The organism is Cupriavidus sp. HPC(L) (genome assembly GCF_000307735.3).
In the GTDB taxonomy this organism is placed as follows: Bacteria; Pseudomonadota; Gammaproteobacteria; order Burkholderiales; family Burkholderiaceae; genus Cupriavidus.
In genome coordinates, this window is sequence record NZ_AMPR02000161.1 from 1 (window position 1) to 7148 (window position 7148).

General features: G+C 70.3%; 6 protein-coding genes. 2 read left to right on the forward strand and 4 right to left on the reverse strand.

Translation table 11 applies throughout. The features are described 5' to 3' along the window. Positions 1 to 1073, reverse strand: a 1073-nt coding sequence (locus B551_RS11145) for a prenyltransferase/squalene oxidase repeat-containing protein (RefSeq protein WP_371259310.1), incomplete at its 3' end; no start/stop codon positions are given. Between the two features lie 253 nt (positions 1074 to 1326). Between B551_RS11145 and B551_RS11150 the strand changes: the two genes are divergently transcribed. Beyond that, on the forward strand, positions 1327 to 2577 hold the full coding sequence (locus B551_RS11150; RefSeq protein WP_023264094.1) for a CaiB/BaiF CoA-transferase family protein: 1251 nt from the start codon (positions 1327 to 1329) through the stop codon (positions 2575 to 2577). Then, complete coding sequence (locus B551_RS11155) at positions 2574 to 3509, forward strand: citryl-CoA lyase (RefSeq protein WP_006579627.1); 936 nt, start codon at positions 2574 to 2576, stop codon at positions 3507 to 3509. The genes B551_RS11150 and B551_RS11155 overlap by 4 nt, the downstream gene beginning before the upstream one ends. Before the next feature lie 32 nt (positions 3510 to 3541). On the opposite strand, the gene B551_RS11160 is transcribed toward B551_RS11155, so the two are convergent. From B551_RS11160 to B551_RS11170, 3 genes are all read right to left on the reverse strand, one after another. After that, a complete protein-coding gene (locus tag B551_RS11160) occupies positions 3542 to 4855 on the reverse strand; it encodes a diguanylate cyclase (protein ID WP_156526429.1) in 1314 nt (437 codons plus the stop codon). Between the two features lie 161 nt (positions 4856 to 5016). Next, positions 5017 to 5745 (reverse strand): IclR family transcriptional regulator, encoded by a 729-nt coding sequence (locus B551_RS11165; protein WP_043438918.1) that lies wholly within the window; start codon positions 5743 to 5745, stop codon positions 5017 to 5019. A 259-nt stretch (positions 5746 to 6004) separates the two neighbouring features. Beyond that, positions 6005 to 7012: an isocitrate/isopropylmalate dehydrogenase family protein gene (locus tag B551_RS11170; protein ID WP_043438921.1), complete on the reverse strand. Its 1008-nt coding sequence runs from the start codon at positions 7010 to 7012 to the stop codon at positions 6005 to 6007. Positions 7013 to 7148: the final 136 nt, after the last annotated feature.

A 7148-nucleotide genomic window follows, 5' to 3' on the forward strand; every position in this document is an offset into this window, starting at 1 on the left:
GTGTCCCACACCGGCGAAAAGCACGGCTGGCAGTACGCCTCACCCCCTTCGTCGCCATGCTCGACCAGCAGGCGATCGAGCGCCGCGCGCGCCTGCGCGGCCGCCGGCTCGTCGCGCGGCACGCCGAGCGCGTCGAACATCATCACCGCATTGACCATCGCCGGAAAAATCGCACCCAGGCCATCGTCGCCGTTCAGGCGCTCGCGCACGAACTGCTCGGCGCGCGCGATGGCCCGCTGACGCATCGGGCGCGGCGACAAGGGCTCGAGCACGCGCAGCGCGACATCGACGCCGCGAAACACCGCATACCAGAAGCGGCTCTGATGCGGCGCCCTGCCCGGCATCCGCGCGGCCTGGCCGGGCCGGCGAAACAGTTCGTCGATGCCGACGCGGCGCGGATTGCGCGCGCAGGGGCGCAGCGTGTTCAGCACCAGCAGCGGCACGATCACGGTGCGCGCCCAGTACGAGATCTTCGACAGATGAAACGGAAACCACAGCGGCAGCAGCATGATCTCGACCGGCATCAGCGGCACAGCGCGCCACGGCATCACGCCATACAGCGCCAGCAGCGTGCGGGTGAACACATTGCTCGCTTCGGCCCCGCCCAGCGCCAGGATGCGCTCGCGCGCGCGCCGCATCGCCGGCGCGTCGACCGGCTCGCCGATCATCTTCAGCGCGAAGTACGCCTTGACGGAGGCGCTGGTATCCGACGCGCCGCCATGAAACAGCGGCCAGCCGCCGTCCGCGTTCTGCCGGCGCAGCAGATAGCGCCCGATGCGCGCCTCCAGCGCGGCATCGGCCGGCTCGCCCAGATAGTGGACCAGCAGCACGTATTCGGACGGGATCGTGGTATCGGCCTCGAGCTCGAACACCCAATGGCCGTCGGCCCGCTGCCGCGCGATCAAGGCGTCGACGGCGTGCGCGATCGCGGCATCGAGACGCGGGTCAGTGGAAGCTGGGAACGAAGGGAAGGACGGCGCGAGGGAGGAGGCGGCGGAATCGGGCCGAGCCTTGGTGGCCACGGGGTCCGCAGCGGACGGCGAACCGTTCAACGCGATCTGGATTTCAGCCACATCACTCCTCGTCACGCTATGACATCGCGAGGCAGCCGGCCGGGGCGGGACCACGACCGGCGCGCGGGAAACTCGCGATCGGTGTTGGGGGTCGGGCGATTATAGCAACCAGGCCAGAAGCGGGCCGGCCACGCCCGCTCGCCTTGACAGCCCTGGCCCCGGGCTTCTATGCTGGCACGCATTGTTCCTTTGAAAAGACCGATGTTCTGTTGTACGGAATAAACAGAATCTCGGCGCACTTGCCTCACTCGCAATGAATCCCGACTCCGCCAACGGCAACCCGTCCGGGTCCGCCCACCAGTCCTCCCGCAAACCCTTGCGCGGCATCCGCGTGCTCGACCTGACCAATGTGCTGGCCGGCCCCTTCTGCTGCCACCAGCTGGCGCATCTGGGCGCCGACGTGATCAAGGTGGAGACGCCGGGCACTGGCGACCTGGCGCGCCAGCTGGGCGCCGACGCCGAGCTGAACCGCCGGCTGATGGGCGTGTCCTTCCTCGCGCAGAACCCCGGCAAGCGCTCGATCACGCTGAACCTGAAGCATCCGCTCGGCAAGCAGGCGCTGCGCCGGCTGGTGCAGCAGTCCGACGTATTGGTCGAGAACTTCCGGCCGGGCGTGATGGCGCGGCTGGGGCTCGGCTACGACACGCTGAAGCAGGACAACCGGCGGCTGATCTATTGCGCGATCTCGGGCTTCGGCCAGGACGGTCCGCTGGCCGACCTGCCCGCCTACGACCAGATCATCCAGGGCATGGCCGGCGTGATGAGCATCACCGGCGATGCGCAGACCGCGCCGTATCGCGTCGGCTATCCGGTCTCGGACACCGTCGGCGGGCTGACGGCGGCGCTGGCGGTGGCTGCGGCGCTGGCCGACCGCGACCGCACCGAGGGCTATCTGATCGACGTGTCGATGCTCGAATCGACGCTGGCGACGATGGGCTGGGTGGTGTCGAACTATCTGGTGGCCGGGCGCGAACCGGCGCCGATGGGCAACGACAACATGACCGCGAGCCCGTCGGGCACCTTCCGCACCGGCGACGGGCTGATCAATATCGCCGCCAACAAGCAGGAACAGTTCGAGGCGGTCTGCCGCGTGATCGGCCGGCCGGAGCTGGCGGCCGACCCCCGTTTCGCCGAACGGCAGGCGCGGCTGCAGCATCGCGCCGCGCTGCAGGGGGAGCTCGAAGCCGAACTGACGCGGCAGCCCACCGCGCATTGGTGGCCGCTGCTGAACCAGGCCGGCGTGCCCGCCGGGCCCGTCTATACGGTGCCGCAGACGCTCGCGCATCCGCAGGTCGCCACGCGCGGCATCGTCGCCGAGTTTGCCGATGCGCCCGGCGTCGGGCGCGACCTGCGTCTGCTGCGCACCGGCTTCAAGCTGGACGGCGCCACGCCGGCGGTCGATGCGCCGCCGCCCGAGCTGGGCCAGCACACGCGCGACATCCTTCTCGAACTCGGCTATACGGCCGAGCAGATCGACACCATGCAGGCGGAGCAAGCCCTATGACCGCATTCGACCCCGCCAACCCCGACGCCGGGCAGCGCCGCGCCCAAGACTGGTGGCACAGCGCCATCATCGACATGCAGCCCGGCGTGATCCGCTATCGCGGCTATCCGATCGAGCAGTTGATCGGGCGGGTGTCGTTCGCGCAGATGATCTGGCTGATGCTGCGCGGCGAGCTGCCGCCGCCGGGCCAGGCCGCGCTGCTCGACGCCGCGCTGATGTCCGCCGTCGACCATGGCCCGCAGGCGCCCAGCATCGCGGTCGCGCGGATGGCGGCGACCTGCGGCGTCGGGCTGAACAATGCGATGGCGTCGGCCGTCAATCTGCTTGGCGACGTGCACGGCGGGGCCGGCGAGCAGGCGGTGGCGCTCTATCTGGACATCGCCGCGCGCGTCGACGGGGGACTGGCACTGCCCGACGCGGTGCGGGCCGGTCTGCAGGCCTGGCGCGAGCTGCACGGCAAATATGTCTCGGGCTTCGGCCATCGCTTCCATCCGGTCGATCCGCGCGCGCCGCGGCTGCTCGAGCTGGTCGACCAGGCCGCGGCGGACGGCGTCGTCGGCGGACGGTTCGCCGCGATCGCGCGCGCGGTGGAGATCGAACTCGGTGCGGGACGATCGCGGCCGGTACCGATGAACATCGACGGCGCCACCGCGGTGATCTATGCCGAGTTGGGTTTCCCGCCGCCGCTGGCGCGCGGGCTGTTCTGCCTGTCGCGCTCGGTCGGCATCCTCGCGCACGCGTGGGAGCAGACCGAGCAAGGCGGCCGCAACAAGGGACCGATGCCGCGCGAATTCATCTGGACCTACGACGGACACCCGCCGCGCGATGTGCCGGAGACACCGTCGAGCGACCCGCGAAGCGACCCGCGAAGCGGCCCGACAAGCGACCCGACAAGCGACCCGACAAGCGAACCGCCGGACGGCGAGCGGTAGTCAGTGTGCGAGTCGAGCTCGCGGCTGGCGCGTCAGCGGCCGTCGCCGGAGAGATCGGCCTCGAGCGGGATGTCCGAGGCCGCGGCGGATTCCAATCCGGACGCCCCGGCCTGCCGTTCGGCGCTGGCCGCCGCCATCGCCTCCTCGCGCTCCAGCGTGGACGCCAGCACATAGCGATCCCGCCCGCGCCGCTTGGCCTCGTACAGCGCGCGGTCGGCATGGCCGAACAGCTGCTGCCACAGCCCCACCGAATCGGAACCGTCGTCGCGCAGCTGGGCGACGCCGATGCTGACGCTGGCGAACTTGCCGGCCGGCCCCGGCAACGGAATCGCCCGTACCTTGCGCAGGATCCGCCGGGCCAGCGCGGTCGCCTGATGCTCGTCGGTATGGGGGCACAGCACGCAGAACTCCTCGCCGCCGTAGCGGCCGGCCACATCGGAGGCGCGGCGCGAATTGTCCAGCGCCTCGGCGATTGCCTGCAGCACGGCGTCGCCGGCGCGATGGCCGCTGCGATCGTTGACCTGCTTGAAGTGATCGACGTCGATGACCAGGCAGGCGACCGCCTGCCGGTTGCGCAGCGCCGACACGATCAGCCGGCTGGCGGCGTTGTCCAGTGCGGCGCGATTGAGCAGGCCCGTCAGGCCATCGATGCGGGCGCCCCGCTCCTTGTTGGCGATCACCTGCTCCAGCGCCATCACGGTGAAGCCGAACAGCCCGAGCAGCGTCGCCACCAGCGGAGCCAGCACCACCACCGCGTTATAGGTGGCGTCGTGGGTCAGGCTGGCCGCGTTGAACGGTGAGGGGGAAATCGCGCCGTCGCTTTGCCAGGCCACGGCCGCGCCGTAGAGCTGCGCGCACAGCTGGACCGCGCTGGCCAGCAGCACCAGCGGCAGCCCGATTTCGCTATGGCGCACGCGCGAGCGCAGCAGCACCAGGATGGTCGCCAGCGACAGCAGCGCCAATGCGACATAGGCAACCCGATGCAGCTGCAGCACCGGCTGCGGCCCGGTCAGCGCATCGAGCGAGGCGGCGACGGCGATCACCACGGCCGCGCCCTGGATGCGGGTGAATCCGGGCAAACCCTGATGCACGCGCACGCCGCCATAGATCGTCAGCTTGCCGGCCAGATAGACCATCGCGGCCACCGCGCCGACCTCGACCACATGGGCCGTGGCCGCATTGAGGGTCAGCGCCAGACCGCCGGCCGACAGCACCAGATGGCCGCCGGCCCATAGGCGGCCGGCATCGGTGCGGATCAGCGCGAACACAAGGCCCGTCGAGATCAGCAGCGTGCTCGAAAACACCACCATCATGACGATCACAATGCTGTGCTGGTCTAGCTGCACGGTATCCCTCGGAAAATGCCGCGTTGCATATGCCCCGGCGGCACGGCCGCTCGTCCCAAAAACCTTTGATGATAGCTGGCGCACCGGCGCGGGGCATCCCCCTTGAGTCGGGCATCGGGCCGCCGCGGCAGCGGGCGTGCCGCCGCCGGGCCAATGCCGGCTCAGTCTTCGAAGGGGAAACTGCCGCCCAGCGTTTCGGTCAGCGCGCGCGCGGCGCGCAGCACGTCGGTGCGGAAATCGGGCCGATAGCGCGAGGCCGGACAGGTCAGCGTCAGCGCGCCGCGCAGCTCGCCGCCGGGACCGAACACCGGGGCCGACACGCCGGCGATATCGGGCACGCGGTCGCCGACCAGCGTCGCCACGCCGTCGCGGCGGATGGTGTCGTACAACTGGCCGCGCGCACCGGCGAATGCGCGCAGCACGCGCCCGCCGGCGCCGCGGTTGCGCGGCAACAGGTCGCCAGCGCGGGCGTGGTCACGCACCGGCTGCGGGGAATCGACGCGATACAGGCAGAGCCGGTGCTCGCCCTGCTCGATATGAAAGGCCGCGCTCTCGCGGGTGTCGTGCACCAGTTGGCGCAGCACCGGCATCACCGCCGTTTCCAGCGAGAACGACGCGGCATAGACCGCATGCAGCCGCGCGACTTCGGGGCCGAGGCCGTAGCGGCCGTCGGCGTGGCGCACCACCAGCCGCGCATGCTCCAGCGAAGCGAGCAGCCGCAGCAGCGTGCTCTTGTACAGGCCCGAGCGCTGCGCCAGCTCGGCCAGCGTCAGCGCGGTATCGCCCAGCCGGAACGCACGCAGCAGAAACAGCGCGCGATCCACCGCCACCGCGCCGCCTTCGGCGGCATGCTTGTCGGCTTCGGAAACCTGGGCGGCTTTACGGGGCATGGGGCGGAACAGCGCGCCATCGACGCGCAATCAACGAGGTCCGCGCACCGTATAGAACGGCCCCCGCTTTGTCAATGCAGCACAGGGCAGGCCGCGAAGGACGCAAGCCGCTGGGTCCCCGCTTCCGCGGGGACGACGGGTGGCCAGACCCGTTGCATACCGCTGTCGTCCCCGCGCAGGCGGGGACCCAGTGGCTTTGATGTCGCCGCGAAGGACGCAGGCTGCTGGGCCCCCACCTTCGCGGCGACAACGGCATGGTTCACCCCAGCCGCCGCACCACCGCGTCCGCGAACTCGCGCGTGCCGGCCTTGCCCTTCAGGTCCCCGGTACGCACGTTGTCCTCGTTCAGCGTCCGGTCGATCGCGGCGCGCATCCGCTGCGCCAGGTCCTGGCGGCCGACATGCTCGAGCATCAGCCCGGCCGCCAGCATCAGCGCGACCGGATTGGCGACGCCCTTGCCGGCGATGTCGGGCGCGGAGCCGTGCACGGCCTCGAACACCGCCGCGTGCTCGCCGATATTCGCCCCGGGCGCCAGGCCCAGCCCGCCGACCAGGCCGGCGATCTGGTCCGACAGGATGTCGCCGAACAGGTTCGTGCACAGCAGCACGTCGAACTTCCACGGGTCGAGCACCAGCTGCATCGCGCAGGCGTCGACGATGCGGTCGTCCATCTCGACCCGTCCCGCATAGTCCGCCGCCACCTCGCGCGCGGCCTCGAGGAAGATGCCCGTCAGCGCCTTCAGGATATTGGCCTTGTGTACCACGGTGACCTTCCTGCGGCCGTTGCGCAGCGCATATTCGAAGGCGAAGCGGGCGATCCGCAGGCAGTCGGCGCGCGTATTGGTGCCGGTGGATACCGCCACCGCGCGCGGATCGTCGCCCACCGCGATGTAGTAGTCGTGCGCGACATAGAAGCCGCCGACGTTCTCGCGCACCAGCACCAGGTCGAGGTTCTCGTAGCGTCCCGGAACCAGCGTGCGTGCGGGCCGCACGTTGGCGTACAGCTGGAACAGCTCGCGCAGCCGCACGTTGACCGAGCGGAAGCCCCCGCCCACCGGCGTGGTCAGCGGCCCCTTCAGCGCCAGGCCGGTGCGGCGGATGCTGTCCAGCGTCGCTTCGGGCAGCGGATCGCCGCTGGCCTCCAGCGCGGCCATGCCGGCCTGCTGCGTTTCCCAGGCGAACGGCGCGCCGAGCGCGTCGAGCACCTGCAGGGTGGCATCCATGATTTCCGGGCCGATGCCATCGCCGGGAATCAGCGTGGCCGGGATGGCGCCGCCGCCGCTGCTGCTGCTGCTGCTGTTGCTGCTGCTGTTGCTATTGCTGCTGGCCGCGGGGTCGATCTTGTTGGTCGGATTTGCATCGGTTTGCACAGGCGGTCTCCACAAAATGACAATGGCTACGGAT

Coding starts and splice junctions, on each gene's coding strand:
- B551_RS11150 (WP_023264094.1), top strand. CDS start 1,327: ATGAATCCCGACTCCGCCAACGGCAACCCGTCCGGGTCCGCCCACCAG.
- B551_RS11155 (WP_006579627.1), top strand. CDS start 2,574: ATGACCGCATTCGACCCCGCCAACCCCGACGCCGGGCAGCGCCGCGCC.
- B551_RS11165 (WP_043438918.1), bottom strand. CDS start 5,745: ATGCCCCGTAAAGCCGCCCAGGTTTCCGAAGCCGACAAGCATGCCGCC.